16 protein-coding genes and 1 tRNA gene are annotated in these 20,605 nt (G+C 62.2%); 10 read left to right on the top strand and 7 right to left on the bottom strand.

The window, feature by feature from the left end; all coding sequences use genetic code 11:
• Positions 1-10: 10 nt before the first annotated feature.
• The 9 genes from H621_RS0109105 (at position 11) to H621_RS0109065 (ending at position 13,084) form a co-directional block, all read left to right on the top strand.
• Complete coding sequence (locus H621_RS0109105) at positions 11-961, top strand: DUF58 domain-containing protein (protein ID WP_028943089.1); 951 nt, start codon at positions 11-13, stop codon at positions 959-961.
• Complete coding sequence (locus H621_RS0109100; protein ID WP_028943088.1) at positions 958-1,449, top strand: DUF4381 domain-containing protein; 492 nt, start codon at positions 958-960, stop codon at positions 1,447-1,449. The genes H621_RS0109105 and H621_RS0109100 overlap by 4 nt, the downstream gene beginning before the upstream one ends.
• Entirely contained in the window at positions 1,436-2,440 is a 1,005-nt protein-coding gene (locus H621_RS0109095) for a vWA domain-containing protein (RefSeq protein ID WP_028943087.1), read from the top strand. Before H621_RS0109100 ends, H621_RS0109095 begins: the two co-directional genes overlap by 14 nt.
• On the top strand, positions 2,430-4,007 hold the full coding sequence (locus H621_RS0109090; protein WP_028943086.1) for a VWA domain-containing protein: 1,578 nt from the start codon (positions 2,430-2,432) through the stop codon (positions 4,005-4,007). The genes H621_RS0109095 and H621_RS0109090 overlap by 11 nt, the downstream gene beginning before the upstream one ends.
• On the top strand, positions 4,004-5,305 hold the full coding sequence (locus H621_RS0109085) for a BatD family protein (RefSeq protein ID WP_028943085.1): 1,302 nt from the start codon (positions 4,004-4,006) through the stop codon (positions 5,303-5,305). Before H621_RS0109090 ends, H621_RS0109085 begins: the two co-directional genes overlap by 4 nt.
• Positions 5,302-6,306: an HAD family hydrolase gene (locus H621_RS0109080; RefSeq protein WP_036989611.1), complete on the top strand. Its 1,005-nt coding sequence runs from the start codon at positions 5,302-5,304 to the stop codon at positions 6,304-6,306. The genes H621_RS0109085 and H621_RS0109080 overlap by 4 nt, the downstream gene beginning before the upstream one ends.
• Positions 6,307-6,397: 91 nt before the next feature.
• Entirely contained in the window at positions 6,398-7,984 is a 1,587-nt protein-coding gene (locus H621_RS0109075) for an arylsulfatase (RefSeq protein WP_028943083.1), read from the top strand.
• 159 nt (positions 7,985-8,143) lie between these two features.
• Positions 8,144-10,666, top strand: a complete 2,523-nt coding sequence (locus tag H621_RS0109070) for a fused MFS/spermidine synthase (RefSeq protein WP_028943082.1) — start codon at positions 8,144-8,146, stop codon at positions 10,664-10,666.
• Between the two features lie 66 nt (positions 10,667-10,732).
• Positions 10,733-13,084 carry a tetratricopeptide repeat protein gene (locus H621_RS0109065; protein WP_028943081.1) on the top strand — a complete coding sequence of 784 codons (2,352 nt, stop codon included), beginning with the start codon at positions 10,733-10,735 and terminating at the stop codon, positions 13,082-13,084.
• 2 nt (positions 13,085-13,086) lie between these two features.
• On the opposite strand, the gene H621_RS0109060 is transcribed toward H621_RS0109065, so the two are convergent.
• Positions 13,087-13,773 carry a peptidoglycan DD-metalloendopeptidase family protein gene (locus H621_RS0109060; RefSeq protein ID WP_028943080.1) on the bottom strand — a complete coding sequence of 229 codons (687 nt, stop codon included), beginning with the start codon at positions 13,771-13,773 and terminating at the stop codon, positions 13,087-13,089.
• A gap of 246 nt (positions 13,774-14,019) precedes the next feature.
• On the opposite strand from H621_RS0109060, the gene H621_RS0109055 reads away from it, so the two are divergent.
• Entirely contained in the window at positions 14,020-16,233 is a 2,214-nt protein-coding gene (locus tag H621_RS0109055) for a TonB-dependent receptor (RefSeq protein WP_028943079.1), read from the top strand.
• 126 nt (positions 16,234-16,359) lie between these two features.
• Here the strand turns inward: H621_RS0109055 and H621_RS0109050 are convergent.
• The 6 genes from H621_RS0109050 to tolB all read right to left on the bottom strand — a co-directional run bounded on the left by H621_RS0109050 (position 16,360) and on the right by tolB (position 20,603).
• Positions 16,360-16,435 (bottom strand) — tRNA-Lys (locus H621_RS0109050).
• Between the two features lie 61 nt (positions 16,436-16,496).
• Positions 16,497-17,171 carry a 7-cyano-7-deazaguanine synthase QueC gene (queC, locus tag H621_RS0109045; protein ID WP_028943078.1) on the bottom strand — a complete coding sequence of 225 codons (675 nt, stop codon included), beginning with the start codon at positions 17,169-17,171 and terminating at the stop codon, positions 16,497-16,499.
• A 14-nt stretch (positions 17,172-17,185) separates the two neighbouring features.
• Positions 17,186-17,833, bottom strand: a complete 648-nt coding sequence (queE, locus tag H621_RS0109040; protein ID WP_028943077.1) for a 7-carboxy-7-deazaguanine synthase QueE — start codon at positions 17,831-17,833, stop codon at positions 17,186-17,188.
• Positions 17,834-17,992: 159 nt separating this feature from the next.
• Positions 17,993-18,802 carry a tol-pal system protein YbgF gene (gene ybgF, locus H621_RS0109035; protein WP_028943076.1) on the bottom strand — a complete coding sequence of 270 codons (810 nt, stop codon included), beginning with the start codon at positions 18,800-18,802 and terminating at the stop codon, positions 17,993-17,995.
• Between the two features lie 6 nt (positions 18,803-18,808).
• Entirely contained in the window at positions 18,809-19,306 is a 498-nt protein-coding gene (gene pal, locus H621_RS0109030) for a peptidoglycan-associated lipoprotein Pal (RefSeq protein ID WP_028943075.1), read from the bottom strand.
• Positions 19,307-19,358: 52 nt separating this feature from the next.
• Positions 19,359-20,603 carry a Tol-Pal system beta propeller repeat protein TolB gene (gene tolB / locus H621_RS0109025; protein ID WP_051270484.1) on the bottom strand — a complete coding sequence of 415 codons (1,245 nt, stop codon included), beginning with the start codon at positions 20,601-20,603 and terminating at the stop codon, positions 19,359-19,361.
• Positions 20,604-20,605: the final 2 nt, after the last annotated feature.

The raw sequence follows: 20,605 nt of genomic DNA, 5'->3' as shown, positions 1-20,605 counted from the left end.
GGAACAGAGCATGGCATTGAAGGCGCAGGCACCTGACGGGCTGGTGTACGTCTCGCTGGCCCAGCTCATGGCCCTTGAGGCCGATGCCCAGGGCTTGAGTTTTCTGGCCCGGCAACCACGTGCCAGCGTGCTTGCCGGCAGCCATGCTTCGCGGGTGCGTGGGCGCGGCCTGAACTTCGACGAGTTGCGCCGCTACCAGCCGGGGGACGACCTGCGCCACCTGGACACCAAGGCCTCGCTGCGCAGTGGCACGCCGATCGTGCGCACCTATACCGAGGAGCGGGACCGCCCGGCGCTGATGGTGATCGACCAGCGCATGTCGATGTTCTTCGGCAGCCAGCGCAGCTTCAAATCCGCCCTGGCCGCAGAACTGGCAGCCCTGGCCGCGTGGATGGCCCTCAAGGGCGGCGACCGGGTCGGCGCGCTGGTGTTCGACGACAGTCGTATTGAAAGCATCTCCCCCTTGCGCAGCCGTAGCCGGGTCCAGGCCATTTGCGCGGCGATCGCCCGCTTCAACCAGGCGCTGGATGCCAGGGCTGAAGAAAGCGACTCGACCAGCAGCCTGGATAACGTGTTGCAACGCTGCCTGAGCGTGGCTGCCCACGATCACTTGATCTGCATCATCAGCGATTTTGCCGGGGCAACTGAACGCACCCTGCACCAGTTGCGCCAACTGCGCGCGCACAACGACGTCATCGCCCTTCAGGTCTACGACCCCCTGGCCCTGGAGCTGCCGCGCGAAGGCCGGATCATGGTCAGCCAGGGCCAGTTGCAGGTGGAGCTCGCCGTGGAGCGCCGCCAGGTACACACGCCCCTGAGCGATTTTCTCAAGGGCCGTTTGCAGGAGGTCGCCGTGCTGCTGCGCCGCAGTCAGGTGCCCCTGATGATGTTCAGCACCGCCCTGCCCGCCGCCGAGCAACTGCGCCTGGAACTGGGCAAGCGTCAGGGGTACCACCCATGACTGCCCATGTGCCCAATATCGACCAACTCAAGGAACTGGCCTTGCCGCCTGCGCCCAGCTACCTGCCACAGACCTGGGGCTGGGCCGCATTGGGCGTCGTATTGGTACTGGCCGTGGTGCTCTATGGTGCCTGGCGCTACCGACGCTGGCAGTTGAACCGCTACCGGCGCGAAGCATTGCAGCAGCTGGCGACGCTGGAGGCTGCTCTGACCGACCCGCACCAACGCCTTGCAGCCCTGCGCGCATTGCCGGAACTGCTCAAGCGCGTGGCGCTGTCGATGCCTGCACGCCCTGCGGTCGCGACCTTGCACAACAGTGACTGGCAAGCCTTTCTCAGTGCCCACAGCCGCACCCCGTTGCCAGCAGACTTCGCCGAGCAACTGGCGCATCTCGCTTACGCCCCCGAGCGCACCCTGGCGGCGGTCGATGCACAGGCGCTGGTACAACAGTGCAGAACCTGGGTGGAGCATCATCATGTGGCAGTTTGACTATCCCTGGTTGCTGATCCTGCTGCCGCTGCCCGTGCTGGGCTACCGCTGGCTGCCACCCTACATCGAGGCGCGCAGTGCCATCCGCGTGCCATTCTTCGAAGCCATCAGCCGTGTCAGCGGTCAAGAGCCCGGCGTACCCGGCACACGTCACAACACCTGGCAGTTGATCCTGCACTGGCTGGTGTGGGCATTGCTGGTGGTGGCCATCGCCCGCCCGGTACTGGTCGAGCCACCGCAGCAGCATGAAGAGCCGGTGCGCGACCTGATGCTGGCCATCGACATTTCCCAATCCATGCAGACGGTCGACCTCAAGGGCGCCGACGGCAACCCGGTGTCGCGCATGAGCGCGGTCAAGGCGGTGGTCCAGGACTTTATCCGCCAACGCCCGAAAGACCGCCTGGGCCTGGTGGTGTTCGGCAGTGCCGCCTACCCCCAGGCACCCTTGACCCTCGACCACGCCAGCCTGTCGATACTGCTCCAGCAAACCGACGTCGGTATGGCCGGCCCCAATACCGCCATCGGCGATGCCATCGGCCTGAGCCTGAAACTGCTGGAGCAAGCCAAGGAACCAGAAAAAGTGGTGATTCTGCTCACCGACGGCAACGACACCAGCAGCGCCATCACGCCCGCCCGGGCCGCCGCCATGGCCGCAGATCGAGGCGTAGTGATCCACACCATCGGTATTGGCGACCCGCAGGCCGAAGCCGAGGCCAAGGTCGACCTCAAGAGCCTGCAGCAGATCGCCGAACAGACCGGCGGCCAGTTCTTCCGCGCCGCCGACCGCGACGCGTTGCAGCAGGTCTATGCCACCCTCGACAAGCTGACCCCGCACCAGGTCAAGACCCTCACCCACCAACCCAAACGCGACCTGTTCTGGATGGCGCTGGGCGCTGCCCTGCTGCTGTATGGCGGCTATCACCTGCTCGCATTGGCGCTGTCTTACCGGCCGCGCAGCACGCCAGTGGAGGTCGCCGAACATGGACATTGACCTGCAGGCGTTTCACTTTCTGCGCCCGGCCTGGCTCTGGCTGCTGGTGCCCGGTGTGCTGCTGCCGTGGATCTGGCGTCATCGTCGCCAGCAACTGCGCAGCTGGAGCAATAATATTGCCCCCCATCTGCTGGCACACCTGCGCCTGGACGGTGAAGACCAGCACCGCCTGCGCCCCGTTCACCTGGCCAGTGCGCTGTTGATCCTCGGTGCCGTCGCTGTTGCCGGCCCCACCTGGGAGCAGGACCGCCCGGCCTTCCTCGACAACCGTGCGCCACTGATTCTGGCCCTGGACCTGTCCAGTTCCATGGACGCCAGCGACATCGCCCCCACTCGCCTGGAAGCAGCCAAGCACAAGCTGCACAGCCTGATCCAGCGTCGCCAGGGCGCCGCCACCGGCCTGATCGCCTATGCCGGCAGCGCTCACCTGGTACTCCCCCCAACACGCGACCCGGCCCTGCTGGACGGCTTCCTGCAAGCCCTGTCCAGCACCCTGATCCAGAAACCCGGCAAGAACGCCCTGGCGGTGGTAGAGCAGGCCAAGACCCTGGTCGCCGCCGAGGGCACACCCGCTACAGTGGTGCTGGTCAGTGATGGCGCCGACAAATCACAGCTGTCGCAGCTGGACAAGGTGCTCGATGGCAGCCGCCTGCAAGTGCTGGTGCTGGCCGTAGGCAATACCGATGGCGGGATGATCAAAGGCGCCGACGGCCAACCGTTGATCGACAGCCAGGGTCGACCACAGCTGGGACGTTTCGACAAGGACGGTCTCAAGCAACTGGCTTCGGCGCTGGATGCCCCGCTGGGCAGCCTGACCCTCAATGACGATGACCTGGACTGGATCGAAGCCCATGCCCAGCAGCACTTCGAAAGCGCCAATCAGGACAATCAGCCCCTGCACTGGAAGGACGCCGGCTACTGGCTGTGCTGGCCGCTGCTGCTGATCGCCTTCCTGTGTATCCGTCGTGGCTGGAGCCTGAACTGGAGCGCCTGCCTGCTACTGGGCTTGTTGCTGCCGGTGGACGATGCCCGTGCCAATGCCCTGGTCGATGCCTTCATGACACCCGACCAGCAAGGCCGCTGGGCCTTCGAGCACCAGCATTACCCGGCAGCGGCAGCGCACTTTACCGATCCTTACTGGAAAGGCATTGCCGCCTACAACGCCGCCGACTACGACCTGGCGTTGGCCAGCTTTGCCCAGCTCGATACCGCACAGGCCTATTTCTACCTGGGCAATATCTACACCCGGCGCTTCAAGTTCGACCAGGCCATCGCCGCCTACACCCAGGCATTGAAACTGCAGCCAGACTTTGCTGAAGCAAAGGCCAACCTGGCATTGGCCCAGGCACTGGCCAAGGACTACGACTCGGCCCAGGACAACACCCCCGAGGTCAAACCCGACAAGGTGGTCTTCGACAAGCCGGCCGGCAAAGGCAAGAGCAAGCCGGTGGAGAAGGCCCAGGCCGGTTCCGATGAACTGTGGCTGCAGAACCTCACCACCTCGCCCGCCGATTTCCTGCGACGCAAATTCAGTCTGCAGGACCAGACTGTGCAGGGGGCACCATGAAACTACTCGCGCTCGTACTCGCCCTGTTCAGTACCTCCCTTCTGGCGGCCGACCCGCAACTGCGCGTACAGGCAACACTGGTGCCCGGCGACACGGCGGTGGTCGGCGAAACCGTGCAACTGCAACTGGACCTGTATACGGACACCTGGTTCAGCAGCGCACCTAAGCTTCCCGACTTGACCCTACCCGGCGCCGTGGTCACGCCCCCTGGCGACCAGGCCCAGCACCTGACCCAACGCCTGGACGGCACGAACTTCTACGGCATGCGCTACCTGTTCCAGATCACCCCGCAACAGACCGGTGACCTGCAGATCCCGGCATTGACGGTGAGCGCAACGCCAGGCACGGCCCAGGCGCCGCTGAGCGCCACCAGCCAGCCACTGACCCTTCATGCCCAACTGCCGGCAGGTGTTCCCGCCGGCCAGCGGGTGCTGGTGGCCCGCCAGCTCAGCCTGACCCAGCAGACCAGCCCCGATCCCGCGGCGCTCAAGGTGGGCGACAGCCTGACCCGTACTGTGACCCTCAAGGCCGAAGGTGCCATGAGCCTGATGCTGCCGGTCACCCCGCTGGGCGATGTGGACGGCCTGAGCCGTTACCTCAAGACCCCGCAGGTCAAGACCCTCGACAACGGTCGCGGCTACACCCTCGGCGGGCAACGCATCGACGCCGCTTCCTATCGCATCGAAAAGCCCGGCAAGTACCAGTTGCCCGCCCTGCAGGTGCAATGGTGGAGCACCCAGGACAAAACCCTGCACAGCGCCACGCTACCGGCCATCAGCTTCACGGCCAGCGCCAACCCGGCCTACCAGCCCCCCTTTTCAGTGACCGAGGACCTCCAGCGGCTCGGCCAGCAGACCCGCCTGCACCTGTCTCGCCATTGGCTGACGGCCGGGCTGATCCTGGCCGTGCTGGTGCTGCTGGGATTGCTGCTACGCCGCTTTGGCGCGCAATGGCGAACGTCCTGGCAGCATTGGCAAGCCACCCGCAAGGCTCGCCGCGAAGCATCGGCCGACTACGCCTGGCAGCAGGTACCGGGCCAGCTCAGGCAACGCCCGCCACAGCTCACGGCGTTGTACCAATGGTGGCGCCGCAGCCGAGGCAGCCTGCGTCTGGCCGGCGCCGATCCGGATGTGCTGCGCCAGTGCTACAGCGCCAACGCACAGGCTGACGCGTCGCCGGAGGCGCTCCTGCCCCGCCTCACTACCCTGCACCATGAAACCGTCAGGCAGGCCCGTGGCGCCCCCCGGCCCCACAGCTTGCGCCCGCTGAACCCTGGACACGACAAGGAGTTGCCATGATCGCCAAGTTTCGTCAGCCACTGTGGCTGGTGCTGTTGCTCTTGCTGCACTGGTCACTGCCGTTGCAAGCCGCCGAGCCATTGCCGAGCTGGCGTGAGGGAGCGACCCGAACGGCCGTGTTGAACTTCGTCGAGCAAGTGACGACCCAGGGTTCGAAAACCTACGTGCCAGTCGATGAACGTATTGCCGTATTCGACAACGACGGCACCCTGTGGAGCGAGCAACCGGCCTACTTCCAACTGTTGTTCGCCCTCGCTGAAGTCAAGCGCATGGCCCCTGAGCATCCCGAATGGAAAGACCAGCAACCCTTCAAGGCCGTGCTGGAAGACGACCAGAAGACCCTGGCAGCGAGCGGCATGGAGGGCCTGATGAAAATCGTCGGTGCCACCCATACCGGTATCACCACCGAGGCGTTCATGGCCAACGCCGAGGCCTGGCTGGCCAAGGCCAGGCACCCCAAGACCGACAGACCGTTCACCGAAATGGTCTACCAGCCGATGCTCGAGCTGCTCGACTACCTGCGCAGCCAGGGCTTCAAGACCTACATCGTATCCGGTGGCGAAACCGCTTTCATGCGCACCTTCGCCCAGGAGGTCTACGGCATCCCGCCGGAACAGGTGATCGGCACCTCGTTCGTCAGCCAGTTCCAGATCATCGACGGCCAGCCGTCAATTCTGCGCACGCCAAAACTTGCCCACAACGACGATGGCCCCGGCAAGCCGGAAAGCATCGACGCCATCATCGGCCGTCGCCCCATCCTGGCCTTCGGCAACTCCGATGGCGACTTGCAAATGCTGCAGTGGACCGCCGCCGGCAAAGGCGCGCGCTTCATGGGCCTGGTACACCACACCGATGCCGAGCGCGAGTGGGCTTATGACCGGGGATCAAAAATTGGACGTCTGGACAAGGCCCTGGATGAGGCCAAAAAGCAGGACTGGACTACTGTGGATATGGCTAAGGACTGGGCACGAGTATTCCCTTTCGAGAGCGCCTCGAAATGAGCATGCACAGTGAAGTGGTGAAAGAGCAACGCAGTGAGCAACTCATTGATCGTCGAGTGGCGGTCTTGATCGTGAAAGGGAGGCAAGTCGAATGACTGGCAAACGCAGATGGATACCGAAGCTCGCGATGGTCGCGGCGTCGGTGATAGGTATTACCGCAGGCGCGGTCAGCGCTGCTGAAAAGCCCAATATCCTGGTGATCTTCGGTGATGATATCGGCCAGACCAATATCAGTGCCTATGCGCTGGGCGTGGTCGGCTACAAGACCCCGAACATCGACCGAATCGCCAAGGAAGGCATGATGTTCACCGATTACTACGCGGAGAACAGTTGCACTGCAGGGCGCTCCTCGTTCATCACCGGCCAGACGGTACTGCGTACTGGCCTGTCAAAAGTGGGTTTGCCCGGCGCAACCGTCGGTTTGCAAAAGCGCGACATCACCATCGCCCAGGCACTCAAGTCGATGGGCTACGCCACCGGGCAGTTCGGCAAGAACCACCTGGGCGACCGCGACGAGTACTTACCGACCGCCCACGGTTTCGACGAGTTCTTCGGCAACCTTTATCACCTCAATGCCGAGGAAGAGCCGGAACGTGAAAACTGGCCCAAGGACAACCCGGAATTCACCAAGGCCTTCACTCCGCGTGGCGTGATCCACAGCTTCGCCGATGGCAAGATCGAAGACACCGGCGCGCTGAATACCAAGCGCATGGAAACCATCGACGACGAAACCACAGCAGCGGCGCAAGCATTCATCGAGAAGCAGGTCAAGGCCGACAAGCCATTCTTCGTCTGGATGAACACCACCCGCATGCACTTGTTCACCCACGTGCGTGACTCGATGAAGGGCCAGAGCGGAATGTCTGGCAACGAGTACGCAGACGGCATGCTTGAGCACGACGGAGACGTCGGCAAACTGCTCAAGACCCTGGACGATCTGAAGATCGCCGACAACACCATTGTCGTCTACACCACCGACAACGGTCCGAACCAGTTCTCCTGGCCGGATGCGGCGACCACGCCGTTCCGCAACGAGAAGAACTCCAACTGGGAAGGCGCCTACCGCGTACCGGCCATGGTTCGCTGGCCAGGCAAGATCAAACCGGGCGAAATCTCCAACGAGATGTTCTCGGGCCTGGACTGGTTCCCAACGCTGTTGGCGGCCGCTGGCGATTCCGATGTGAAAAACAAGCTGCTCAAGGGTTGGGCGCCGGTCTCTGGTGGCACCAACTTCAAAGTACACCTGGACGGCTACAACCAACTGCCATACCTGACCGGTCAGCAGCCTAAAGGCGAGCGCAAGGAGTTCTACTACTTCAACGACGACGGCGTGCTGGTTTCCATGCGTTACGACAACTGGAAAGCCGTGTTCTGCGAACAACGCGCACCGGGCGGTTTCAAGGTGTGGAGCGAGCCCTTCGTGTGCCTGCGGGTACCGAAGATCTTCAACCTGCGCATGGACCCGTACGAGCGTGCTGACGTGGTGTCCGACCAGTACTACGACTGGACCACCAAGAACGTTTACCTGACCGAAGTGGCCGTGATGAAGTCCGCTGCATTCCTGCAGACCTTCGTCGAGTACCCACCAAGCCAGCGTCCGGCAAGCTTCAGCATCGACCAGATCCGCGCCGATGTGGATGCGAAGATCGAAGAGAAGATGAAGCAGAACAAGCAGTAACTCCACCCCCGCCCGCCCGCGACCCTCAGGTTGCGGGCGGGCTTTTTTATGGCTGGGCCAGCGTATCTGGCGCTCTAGTTGGCACTTGAGCTGCTAGGCTCAAGCACGCGCAATGCGCTATACAGAATGTTTCGCAGACCAATACAAGGCCTTCGCCCGATGCCGGTAGCCAGTACCTCCCGACGCAGCAAAGCCACCACCCGATCCACGTCCCAATCGCGGTCCAGCGTCACCCTGGCAGCCCTGCTGCTAGTGGCTTCCGGCGCTGCAGCGCTGATCTACCAGGTGTTGTGGATCAAGCAGCTATCACTGGTGGTGGGTGTCGAGGTGTACGCCATTACCGCGGGCATCAGCGCTTTTTTTGCCGGCCTGGCCCTGGGTGGCTTGTGGCTGGGACGACGGGCTGACCGCCTGCAGCGACCCATGCGTTTCTACGCCGTGCTTGAACTGGCCGTGGCAGTAGTCGGGGTCGCCGCCACCTGGGCACTGGGCATGGCCGCCGGCCCCTTCGCGCGGATGGAAAACAGCATCGGTTTGCTGGCGTGGGTTCTGCCCTTTGCCCTGGTCGGGGTACCGGCCGTATTGATGGGCGGCACCTTGCCGGTGCTGGTGCGTGCGGTAACCCGCGACGTCGAAAGCATCGGTCGTGCCGGGGGCCAGTTGTATGCAGCCAACACCGCAGGCGCCATTGTCGGCACCCTGCTCGCCGCTTTCCTTTTGATTCCGGCGCTGGGTATCTTTGGCAGTGCCTGCGCCGCTGCCGTGCTCAACCTGGTGGCTGCTGGCGGCGCCTTCTGGCTGGCCCAGGGCAGCCCTGCCAGCGACGCGCCTGTGGCCACCGTTCAATCACGTAAAGGTGCGGCCTACCTGGCGCTGGTGTTGTATGCCATCGCCGGCGGTATCGCCCTGGGTTACGAAGTGGTCTGGTCCCAGGCCATCGTTCAATTCATGAGTACCCGCACCTTCGCCTTCGCCGTGGTATTGGCCACCTACCTGGGCGGGCTGGTACTGGGCAGCGCGTTGTATGCCCGGCGTGCCGACCGGATCAGCGATCCGTGGGGCGCCTTCGCCCTGCTGATTGCCGGCGCAGGGTTGCTGGCCCTGCTGGAAATTGCCGGCCTGGGTCGCTGGCTGATTCAACTGCAGACCCAGGCCGAAGCTGCTGTGCTGGCAATGGGCGGCAGTGCCCTGGCAGGCATGTGCGCACGCTTTGCCGTAGTGGCCCTGAGCATTGTATTTTTGCCCACCACCTTGCTGGGAGCGGCATTCCCGCTGGCCTTGCGGTTGGTCAGCGAACAAGGGCATGTGGGCCGTGATGTCGGTTCGGTGGTGGCCTTCAACACGTTGGGCGGTATCGTCGGGGTGATGCTCTGCGGCTTCGTGCTGGTGCCTCAATTGGGCCTGGTTCGAACGCTGGGTGTGCTAGCCGTACTGGCGGCGCTGGTCGCGTTGCTGGCGGTGCTGCGCGGCGAGCAGGTCGCCATTGGCAAACGCCGGGCGGTGATCGCCCTGGGCATCGCGAGCCTCGCCGTGGCCCTGCTCACCCCTGCGGATCGCCTGGCAAAGTTGCTGCCTGGCGCACGCGGCAGCGACCTGGTGTTCTACCAGGAAGGCCGAGGCGGCACGGTGGCCGTGGTCGAGCAACACAAGCGCCAGGGCAATTTTCGCCGCTTGTACATCCAGGGTGTGTCCAACACCGGCGATGCCATGCCATCGCTACGCTACATGCGCCTGCAGGCCTTGCTGCCCCTGCTGATCCACAATGGCGAGCCGCGCTCGGCACTGGTCATCGGCCTGGGCACCGGGATTACCGCCGGGGCCTTGTTGCGCTATCCGGGGCTTGAGCATCGGGTGGTCGCCGAACTGCTGCCCGGGGTGGTCAGCGCCTCGGCGCTATTCCAGGGCAACTACAACGCCGCCAGCGATCCGCGCCTGCAGGTGCGCCTGCGCGATGGTCGCCGCGAACTGCTCGGCAACCCGCAAACCTACGACCTGATTACCCTGGAGCCGCCACCCCCTTCGGCAGCCGGCGTGGTCAACCTGTACTCCCGTGATTTCTATCAATTGGCTTCAAGCCGCCTGAATCCTCAGGGTCTGGTCGCCCAATGGCTGCCGCTGCCTACGCAGAACAACGATGACAGCCGCGCGCTGGTGCAAAGCTTTCTCGACGTATTCCCGCATGCCTCGCTGTGGACCACCGAGTTCCACGAAATGCTGCTGGTGGGCTCTCAGCAACCGGTGCAGCTGGATTTGGCGCGCATCAGCCAGCGTCTTCAGCAACCTGACGTCCTCAGCACCCTGAGCGCGGTGGGCATCGATTCACCGGCAAGCCTTTTGGCCACCTGGGTGACCGACCGTGCAGGCCTTGAGCGTTACGCAGGCACTACCCCGGCAGTCACTGATGACCAGCCACGCATCGAATACGCACCCTGGGTGCGCAGCGATGAAATCATTCGAGTGCTGCCCGAGTTGCTGGCCTTGTACAGCCCACCGCCGCTTCAGGGCGATGACAGCCTGTTCCGCCTGCGACTGAACGAGCAGCGCCAGCGCTTGCTGCGGTTCTATCAGGTTGGCCTGACGGCCTACCGGGGCCAACGCGAAACCTGGGCCCGGCAAGTGCGCGAAGTGGCTCGTGACGACGGCCAGAATCCTTACTTGCGCTGGTTCCTCGGCATGCCCTGAAACCTTTGACAGCCAATCATTGCCTCACCCAAGCTGCCCTCAGTTCATCGGATCACGGAAGTCTGCATGTCCAAGCCTCATCGCAAGCGTACCGATACCGCCACACCTGCCGCCCCCACCCGCCAATGGTTCTGGCCTGTACTGGCCGGCCTGGCACTGCTGTTGAGCGTGATTGCCTGGGTGCTGGTCGACCAGTCAACCCCCATCACCGCCGTGACCACGACCGCTGCGCCCCCTGCTCCGGTCGCCGCGCCCCCGGCACCTCCTGCAACACTGGTCGATGAAGCCCAGTGCCAAGGCTGCCACAAGGCCCAGACCGACCACTGGAAAGGCTCACACCACCAACTGGCCATGCAGGATGCCAGCGAACAATCAGTGCTCGGCGATTTCGCCGACCGCCAGTTCAAGGCTGAGAACGAGACCACCCGGTTCTTCCGCCAGGGCGAGCAGTTCTGGGTCAACACCGTTGGTGCCGACGGCAAGAACAAGGATTTTCGCGTGGCCTATGCCTTTGGTGTGGAGCCCCTGCAGCAGTACCTGATCGATACCGGCGAGGGCCACTTGCAAGCCCTGGGCGTTGCCTGGGATACCCAGAAAAAACAATGGTTTCACCTCTACCCGGGCCAGGGCGTGGACTTCAAAGACCCGCTGCACTGGAGCAAGCCACAGCAGAACGCCAACTTCATGTGCGTGGAATGCCATACCACCGGATTCAAGCGAAATTTCGACGCCGAAAGCGGCGCGTTCGACAGCCAGTGGAACAGCCTGGGCGTAGGTTGCCAGGCCTGCCATGGGCCGGCGTCCAACCATCTGCAATGGGCCGCCAAACCGGGCAAGCAAGCCAATGTAGGCTTCAGTCGAAGCGCGCACCAGAGCGACAACCTCAGCGAAGTGGAGACCTGCGCCCGTTGCCATGCCCGCCGTGCTCCGCTGGGTGATGGCTTTCACAATGATCGTCGTCTGATGGATGACTACCTGCCAAGCCGCCTGACCCGCGAGCTGTATGCACTCGACGGCAAGATCAAGGACGAGGTGTTCGAATACGGCGCCTTCACCCAGAGCAAGATGTTCGCCAAGGGTGTGCGCTGCAGCAATTGCCACGACCCGCACAGCACCCAGCTCAAGGCCCCCGGTGATGGTGTATGCCTGCAATGTCACAACACCGCCGGCAAGATCACCATTGCCGGTGTCGATGGCGCGGGCCTCAAGGCCAAGGACTACACCTCGACCGAGCATCATCGGCACACCCCTGGCCAACCCGGCTCGCAGTGTGTGGATTGCCACATGCCGGGCAAGTTCTACATGGTCAACGACTGGCGTCACGACCACGGCTTCAGCATTCCTGCACCGGCCCAGGCGTTGCAGCTGGGTACACCCGATGCCTGCCTGAGCTGCCACCAATCCACCAAGGGGCAACAGATCGCCGATCAGTTCCGCCTCTGGTATGGCCAGGACGGCGACAGCACCTATGCCTCCAGCCTGGACCTGCTGCGTGGTGGCAAGCCCGGCGCGGTGCAATCGTTGCTCGAACAACTGCAGGGCAACGCATTGCCCGCCATTCGCCGCGCCACCCTGCTGGCTGAACTGGCCAACTACCCGAGCGAACAGACGTTCAATGCCGCCACCCGCGACCTCAAGCACAAGGACGCGCAAGTGCGCCTGAGCGCCCTGGAAGCTGTCGCCGCGCTGCTGCCACCGGAACAACGCCAACGCCTGCTGGCGCCCCTGCTGCGCGACCCGGCGCTGGCTGTGCGCATCGCAGCCGCCTACGCCCTGTTGCCGGTAGGTGCAGTCGGGCTTGGCAACGATGAGGCGGCCTTCAACAAAGCGATTGGCGAATACGAACATGTGCAGATGAGCCTGCTGGAGCGCGCCGAAGCCAACCTCAACCTGGCGCTGCTGTATCAGGCCAACGGCCGCGACGCCGAGGTGGAGAAATACCTGCGCACCGCGATCAAGCGCGATGCCGATTTTCTCCCGGCACGGGTAGCGCTAGTGCAGTGGCTCGGCCGCCATGGCCGCGGTAGCGAAGCCCGCAGCGAACTGACTCAGGCACTGGCAGAACATCCCGAAGCCGCCTTGCTGCACCAGGCCAATGGGCTGGCCCTGATCCGCGAGGGGCAACGCGAAGCGGCGCTAAAAGCATTGCAGAAGGCGGTGCAGTTGGAGCCGGAAAATACCGGCTACGGCTATGTGCTGGCCGTAGCGTTGCATGATCAAGGCCAGCGAGAGAAAGCCCGCGAACAGCTCTGGCGCAATCTGCAACAGCAACCGTACAACCGTGATCTGCGCCTGGCCCTGATCCATTACCTGCAACAGAACCAGCAACCCGGCGAGGCCAACAAGGTGCTGGAAGCACTGCGCCAGATCAACCCGCACGATCCGTTGCTGCAGCCAAGGCCGGCCAATCGTGGCTGACTTCAGCTGGCTGCGGGCAGTACGCTCAACGGGTCGATGGGCTTGCCGTTCTGGCGGATCTCGAAGTAGAGCTGCACGCGGTCAGTATCCAGGTCGCCTGCCTCGGCAATCTTCTGGCCCTTGCTGACCGTTTGCCCTTCCTTGACCAGCAACTTGCTGTTGTGGCCATAAACGCTGGCATGCGAAGGACCATGCTGGAGGATGATCAGGTTGCCGTAGCCGCGGATGTTCACCGCGAACGCCACCTTGCCGCCCAGGCTGGCGTAAACCGGCTGGCCCCGGGTGGCGGCGATGCGGATGCCCTTGTTGAGTTTGTCGGCCGATGAGTAGCGGCCGATCACCGCGCCCTCCAGCGGCCACGCCCAGCCACGCAGGGTAACCTTGGTGGACGGGGCCACGGGCTTGCCCTTGCTGGCAGTCGTGGTGGTCGTGCGGTTGGAAGCTTTCGAGCCACCAAAGCGAATGGTCTGGCCGACATTCACCGCATAAGGCGCGCTGATGCCGTTGTAGCGTGCCAACGCCTTGAAGTTCCAGCCGTGGCGCGTGGCAATCGAATACAGGGTGTCGCCGCGCTTGACCTTGTATACGCCGCTGACCACTTTATTGGCCGCTGGGCCCGGGCTGGGGGAGTGGGAACTGCACGCCGATATCGCCAACACGAAGGCGATCAGAATTAACCTGAAAAACACACCACTTCCTTTCCCGCAGGCGCCATTTTGAAGGCCGCTACTATAAAGCAGTCAGACGCTTCGCACGGCATTGTGCATCACGGATTACGACGCTTTTCGTATCTGTGAATGTGGCAATAATCTCTGCAATATTTGCTCACACATACAGTTTCTGTAAATCATTCTCACCCGAGGTGCCTCAGGCGTACACTTGTTAATGCTTCTCAATAACAAATGTAACTTCTGCCTTCTCAGGTTTCCTTGCCCATGACAAGCTCCAACGCCTCCACCCGCTCCCCCCGCCCTTTCAAGGCCTGTGCACTGGGTCTTGCCGTTGCTTCCTCAAGTGGTTACGCCATTGCCGAACAGGCCGGACAAAAAGCCCTGCAACTGGACAATATCAACGTCGACGCCCAGTCCGGCAGCCCCTACAAAACCGAGCACTCGGCCTCCAGCAAATTGGCCAAGCCCCTGCTCGATATGCCGCAGACCATCACTGTGGTCCCTGCCCAGGTCATTCAGGAGCAACAAGCGCTGAGCTTGCGCCAGGTGCTGTCAAACGTCTCGGGCATCACCTTCAACGCCGGTGAAGGGGGTGGCGGCTCTGGCGACAGCATCAACATCCGCGGCTTCTCGGCCAACAGCAACATCCAGATCGACGGCCTGCGCGACAGCGCCCAGACCAACCGCACCGACACCTTCAACATCGAGCAAGTCGAAGTCATCAAAGGACCCAACTCGGTGTTCGGTGGTGCAGGCACCACCGGCGGCAGCATCAACATCATCAGCAAGCAGCCACAGGACCGGGCGTTTACTCGCCTGGGGGGCAGTGTCGGTACCGACAACTACTACCGCATGACCCTGGACAGCAACCAGCCGCTCGAAGGCGTAGGCGAGAACAGCGCGTTCCGGGTCAACCTCATGGGCCACCAGAACGATGTGGCCGGGCGCGAAGAGATCGACCGCGAACGCTGGGGGCTTGCGCCTTCCTTGCGCCTGGGTTTCAGCGAGTCCACACGCCTGACCCTGAGCGCCTTCCACCAGGTGGACGACAATCTGCCCGACTACGGCGTACCGGCCCTGGATGGCAAGAAGCTGGGCGGGGTCAGCCGTGAAGATTATTTCGGCTGGAAGAACCTGGACAAGGAGGAGGTCGAGCAAAGCTCCTTCACCGCCAACTTCGAGCACGATTTCAACGACAACCTGCGCCTGCAGAACCTCACCCGCTACAGCCACATTGCCCGCGACACCATTGTGTCTGCTTCGCATGTCAACACAACCGGCGTGCCGGCTGGCCGCTACCGCCCTGCCGGCCCGCAAGGCTACGGCCGAGACGCGACAACCGAAATGTGGATCAACCAGACGAACCTGGTGAGCAATTTCAACCTGCTGGGCATGCGCCACGACCTGGTCACCGGCGTTGAGGTCTCGCGTGAAACCCTGGACCTGAAAACCTACGGACATGGCCTGGGCAACGCCCTGTACCCCACCGATGGCTACGACCTGAGCAACCCGCCCGGGAAATGGACCGGGCCGAGCAACAAGGCCACCAGCGGCTATACCGAGACCGAACTGACCAACCAGGCCCTCTATGTCTTCGACACCATCGCCCTGCACGAGCAGTGGGACCTGAACCTGGGCCTGCGCTACGACAAGTTCAAAGGCGAAGCCCAAGGCTACGGCGCCGATCACGTGAAAACCTCTGACGTCGACTCTACCGATGAAAAACTCAGCGGCCGCGCAGGCCTGGTCTACAAGCCCACCGAGAACGGTCGCATCTATGTCGCCTGGGGCAACTCCTTCAACCCCTCGACCGAAAGCCTGGCCTCCACCGGCGGCGGCTTGACCACTGCCACTGCAGACTTGTCGCCCGAGAAGAACGAAACCTGGGAACTGGGCACCAAATGGGAGTTGCTGGACAAGCGCCTGGAGCTCGATGCAGCGTTGTTTCGTGTAGAGAAGACCAACGCGCGCGAAACCATGGCCGATGGCTCCACCCAATTGGCGGGCAAGCAGCGGGTACAGGGGCTTGAAGTAGGCGTGACCGGCCACATCACCGAGCAGTGGGACGTGTTCGCCAACTACACCTTCCTCGACAGCGAAACGCTCGATGCCGCCGATACTGCCGCCGGCATCGCCCGTGAAGGCCAGGCGCTGGGCAACACTCCGCCGCGCTCGCTCAACCTGTGGACGACATACAAACTGCCGGCCGACTGGACGGTCGGCTATGGCGCGCGCTACGTCAGCGAGCGCAACGTGACCTCCAGTACCACCGCCAAGCTTGATGCCTACTGGGTACACAACGCCATGGTTGCCTACCGGGTCAACGAACAGCTGGACCTGCAGCTGAACGTCAACAACCTGTTCGACGAGGACTATGTGGAGCGGGTGCGCCAGCAGAACGGTACGGATGCCCGTTCGTCGGCCATTGAGTATGGGGATGCGCGGTCGGCCATTCTTTCGGCCACGTACGCGTTCTAACGTGTGATCGCGGGGCAAGCCCGCTCCTGCAGATGCTGTGGGAGCGGGCTTGCCCCGCAATGCTTTTATCCCGAAAACGAAAAAGCCCGCGACCTTTTCAGGTAGCGGGCTTTCTCTTACAGCGTATGGTGGGTCGTGTAGGATTCGAACCTACGACCAATTGGTTAAAAGCCAACTGCTCTACCAACTGAGCTAACGACCCGTTGGATGGCGCGTATAATACTGATTTCTAACAGGAAATCAACACCCCATCGCAAAATAATTTAAAAATATCGTGTCGGGTCCTCTACACCCGCCGCCTTGAAGCCGTCGGCGCGCAGGCGGCAGCTGTCACATTTGCCACAGGCACGGCCTTCATCGTCGGCCTGGTAGCAGGAAACAGTAAGGCTGTAATCCACACCACGGGCTATCCCGGCCAGAACGATCTGCGCCTTGCTCAGGTTCTGCAGCGGCGCCTGGATACGGAAGCCCTGCCCTTCGACACCGGCCTTGGTAGCCAGGTTCGCCATGCGCTGGAAAGCCTCGACAAACTCGGGGCGGCAATCCGGGTAACCGGAATAGTCCACAGCGTTGACGCCAATGAAGATATCCCGTGCATTCAGTACTTCAGCCCAGCCCAGTGCCAGCGACAGGAACACGGTGTTGCGGGCCGGCACGTAGGTAACCGGAATGCCTTCACTTGGCGCTTCAGGCACATCGATGCTGCTGTCGGTCAGGGCCGAACCACCGATACCGTCCAGGTTCAGGCCGATGACCTTGTGCTCGACCACGCCCAGGTCGCGGGCAACTCGCGCAGCGGCATTGAGCTCAGCACGATGGCGCTGGCCGTAGTCGAAGCTCATGGTGTAGCAGCTGTAGCCCTCGGCCTTCGCCATGGCGACCACGGTGGCCGAATCAAGGCCACCGGACAGCAGGATTACCGCGCGTTTCTCAGTCATTGCATTCACTCCTTTCAGCGGCCGGGCTCGTCATTCCAGAGCAATTTGTGCAACTGCATCTGCAAGCGCACCGGTAGGTTGTCAGCCACGATCCAGTCGGCAAGGTCGGTTGCCCGCAGCTCGTGATGGCTTGGCGAAAACAGCACCTCGCCCGCTCGCTGGTCCAGTCCATACTGGATCAGCTTGGACACCGCCCAGTCATAGTCTTCCCGCGAACAGAGGACGAACTTGACCTGGTCGTTGTCGGTCAGCAGCTCAATGTTCTCGTAGCGATTGCGAGCGGCTTCCTTGGAACCCGGGGTCTTGAGGTCGAGCACGCGACTTACCCGCGGGTCGACCTTGGAAATATCCAGGGCGCCGCTGGTCTCGAGCGACACCTCGTAACCGGCGTCGCAGAGCTTTTCCAGCAAAGGGATGGCATTGGGCTGGGCCAACGGCTCGCCACCGGTGACGCAGACGTAGCGCGGCTTGAAAGCTGCTACCTGCTCAAGGATCGAATCAAGTGTGCGAACGGTGCCGCCACTGAATGCGTATTCGCTGTCGCAATACTGGCAGCGCAACGGGCACCCGGTGAGACGGACAAATACCGTGGGCAGGCCAGCGGTACGCGTTTCACCCTGCAAAGAGTAAAAAACTTCGGTGATACGTAATGTGTCTTGCATAATCGCCACGGGCGTAACAGCTAAACAGGCTGTCCGCCTCCGTCAGGCACCGCTGAAAACCCGTCATCGCGTAGTTCACAGCAGCGTAGATCAATAAAAGGGCTGAGATTCTAACGAAAAAACCCGCGACTAGCGCGGGTTTCTTTTAAAGCGACCGGTTTAGAGCTTTTGCAGGTCGCGCTGGGCCAGTTGTGCAGCAGAGGTTCCCGGATATTGGGTAATGACCTGCTGCAAAATGCCTTTGACCCGGTCAGTGTGCCCCAGGCGGCGCTCTACGTCGGCCAGCTTGTACAGTGAATCCGGCACCTTGTTGTGCTTGGGATACACTTGGCTGACCTTGGCGAAGGCTTGTCCGGCGGCTTGCAGATCACCTTTGGCCAGGTTGACTTCACCAAGCCAGTACTGGGCATTGCCGGCGTACTGGCTATTCGGATACTTGCGCAGAAAGGCATTGAACGCCTGGCTGGCCTTGTCGAAGTCCTTGGCCTTGATCAGGTCAAAAGCCGCATCGTAGTAGAGCTTCTCTTTGGCCGGATCACCAGGTTCGCTACTGGCTGCAGGTTGTTGCGCGGCGGCAGCACCTGCAGCGGCACCGGCGCCACCGGTTGCGGAATTCTCGGGAGCTGCGGCAGGAGCACCGCCAGTTCCAATACGCCGATCCAGGTCCTGGTATCGCTCCAGGCTTTCCTGCTTCATGCGCGCAACATCGTTTTGCAGCTCTTCGATGATGCCTTGTTGACGCGACAGCTGATCCTGCATCTGCTGCAGTTGCATGAACAGCTGACCCTGCGCCGAGGCAGGGGCCGTAACCCCTCCCCCGGCGTAGGCGCCGTTCGTACCATAACCCGCAGGTGGATAGCTGCTAGCGCCGCTATAGCCTGCGTTGTCATCAACAACAGGAACCTCAGCCAATGCCACGAGTGGCAGGCTGAGCGCCAGGACGGTTACAGCACGGCGGCACATTCGCATATCGAATTACTTACGCAGTTCGACGCGACGGTTCTGAGCCCAGGACTGCTCGTCGTTGCCGGTGGCAACTGGACGCTCTTCGCCGTAGGAAACCAGTTCCAGTTGGGCAGGAGAAACGCCTTGCAGGACCAGGTAGCGCTGAACGGCTTTCGCACGACGCTCGCCCAGAGCCATGTTGTATTCGCGAGTACCACGCTCGTCGGTGTTACCTTCCAGCACGACGCGAGCGCCGTTGCCTTTCAGGTCCTTGGCATGAACGTCCAGAGCGCGCATGGCTTCTGGCTTCAGGTCCGAGCTGTCGTATTCGAAGTAGAAGGTGGTGATTGCGCGCAGAGCAGCTTCTTCGCTCAGGCTGCCGTCAACAGCGCCAGTGTTGGCACCGTAACCAGCGTTAGGATCAACAGCGCCTTGACCAGCGTCGTCGCCGCCTTTGGAAGAGCAACCTACGGCTACGGCCATGGCCAGAGCCAGCGCAGCAAACTTACCAAACTTCAGCATTTCCATCGTGAAACTCCTAATGAACCCCAATGTGTTAAGTAAAACGTAAAGCGCCGCGTCAGTTCAGGTAAGGGGACCAGGACGGTTCTCTGACTTCGCCTTGAGCGGTAGGAAGCGGGAGCCTCACGCGTCCGTTGAGAGAGACGAGCATCAAGACTCCCCGGCCCTGCTGGCGGGTGGCGTAGATTAGCATGGTGCCGTTAGGCGCAACAGTGGGGGACTCATCAAGACTTGTTTCAGAGAGAATCTTTACACTGCCGCGTTGCAAATCTTGCGCAGCCACTTTGAAGTTGGTGAAACCTTGTTGACGATGAATCATCACCAGGGTCTTTTCGTCCGCCGACAGTTTAGGGTTGGCGTTGTAGTTACCAACGAAAGTTACACGCTCGGCACCGCCGCCCGAAACATTGGTTTTATAGATCTGTGGTTTGCCACCGCGATCAGAAGTGAAGTAAATGGTCGAGCCATCCTTACCCCAGAACGGTTCGGTGTTGATGCCAGGACCTGCAGTGACACGCGACAGCTGACGCGAGCCCATGTTCATCACATAGATGTCCGGGTTGCCGTCCTTGGACAGCACGAACGCCAGGCGCGAACCATCCGGCGACCAGGCTGGCGCACCGTTGAGGCCTTCGAAGTTGGTGATCTGCTCGCGACGGCCAGTGTCGATGTGCTGAACGAAGATGCGCGGACGCTTCTGCTCGAACGACACATAGGCGATACGCTTGCCATCGGGGGCAAAACGTGGCGACAGGATCGGCTCGCGCGATTGCAGCAGGGTCACGGCGCGTGCGCCGTCATAGTCCGAACGCTGCAGGGTGTAGCGAGTGTTGTTGGTGGAGAAGCGCTCGGCAGTCACGTACAGCATGCGGGTGGAGAATGCACCCTTGATGCCGGTGAGCTTCTCGAACGACTGGTCGGCGATGTAGTGCGACATGTCGCGCAATTGATCGACGCTGCCCGAAACGCTGCCGGTCAGCACTTGCTGCTCGGTGGCGACGTTGAACAGCGCGTACTGCACCTGCAGGCGGCCGCCCGCTGGCACGATGCTGCCGACCATGACGTACTGGGCGCCCAGGGCTTTCCAGTCGCGGAAGATCACTTCGCTGGCCTGGCTAGGCTGGCTGATCATGTTCTGGCGCGGGATCGGCGAGTAATAACCGGAGTTGCGCAGGTCATTACCGATGATATCCGCCATGTCTTCCGGCAGCACGCTACCGCCCTGCAGACCGAACGGCACGACCGCAATAGGCGTTGCCCGGTCACTGCCACTGGTGACCAGAATGTTCTTTTCCTCTGCCATGG

This window comes from Pseudomonas vranovensis DSM 16006 (assembly GCF_000425805.1).
GTDB lineage: Bacteria > Pseudomonadota > Gammaproteobacteria > Pseudomonadales > Pseudomonadaceae > Aquipseudomonas > Aquipseudomonas vranovensis.
Note: the sequence above shows the minus strand (reverse complement) of the source record. Positions and strands in the feature narration are given on the sequence as shown.